The 690-nt window shown below is 68.0% G+C and carries 1 protein-coding gene and 1 pseudogene; both read left to right on the top strand.

The genetic code is table 11. The features are described from left to right. Positions 1 to 2: 2 nt before the first annotated feature. The gene (locus ACH35V_RS42285) at positions 3 to 452 is read left to right on the top strand and encodes a lytic polysaccharide monooxygenase auxiliary activity family 9 protein (RefSeq protein ID WP_395980540.1); all 450 of its coding nucleotides are present in this window, start codon (positions 3 to 5) and stop codon (positions 450 to 452) included. 50 nt (positions 453 to 502) lie between these two features. Next, positions 503 to 690 (top strand): annotated as a pseudogene (locus ACH35V_RS42280) (chitin-binding protein); the annotation flags it as partial.

Raw genomic sequence — 690 nt, 5'->3', positions numbered from 1 at the left:
CAGTGATCCCGGCGACCTCGGCTTTCGCGCACGGGTACGTCTCGGCGCCGATGAGCCGGCAGGCGCAGTGCGCCAAGGGAATCGTCCAGTGCGGAGCGATCAAGTACGAGCCGCAGAGCGTCGAGGGCCCCAAGGGCCAGCGCACCTGTAGCGGCGGCAGCCGGTTCACTGACCTCAACGACGACAGCAAGGGCTGGCAGGCCACCAACGTCGGCCAGTCGGTCACCTTCACCTGGACGTTCACCGCCCGGCACCGCACCACGAACTACGAGTACTACGTCGGCGGCCGGAAGGTCGCGGACGTCAGCGGCAACAACCAGCAGCCGCCCTCCACCGTCTCCCACCAGGTCAACCTCGGCGGCGTGAGCGGACGCCAGAAGATCCTCGCGATCTGGAACATCGCCGACACCGCCAACGCCTTCTATGCCTGCGTCGACGTCAACGTGCAGTAACACCGGCGTCCGCGCCACGACATGACCACCCCAAGGCAAGGACCCCCCGCATGAAGAAGTCACACCGCAGGCTCGCCGCCGCGGCGGCGGGCGTGGGAATCGCCCCCTTCGTCGCAGTGATCCCGGCGACCTCGGCTTTCGCGCACGGGTACGTCTCGGCGCCGATGAGCCGGCAGGCGCAGTGCGCCAAGGGAATCGTCCAGTGCGGAGCGATCAAGTACGAGCCGCAGAGCGTCGA

Source organism: Actinomadura sp. 1N219 (assembly GCF_044326405.1).
Classification (GTDB): Bacteria; Actinomycetota; Actinomycetes; order Streptosporangiales; family Streptosporangiaceae; genus Spirillospora.
Note: the sequence above shows the minus strand (reverse complement) of the source record. Positions and strands in the feature narration are given on the sequence as shown.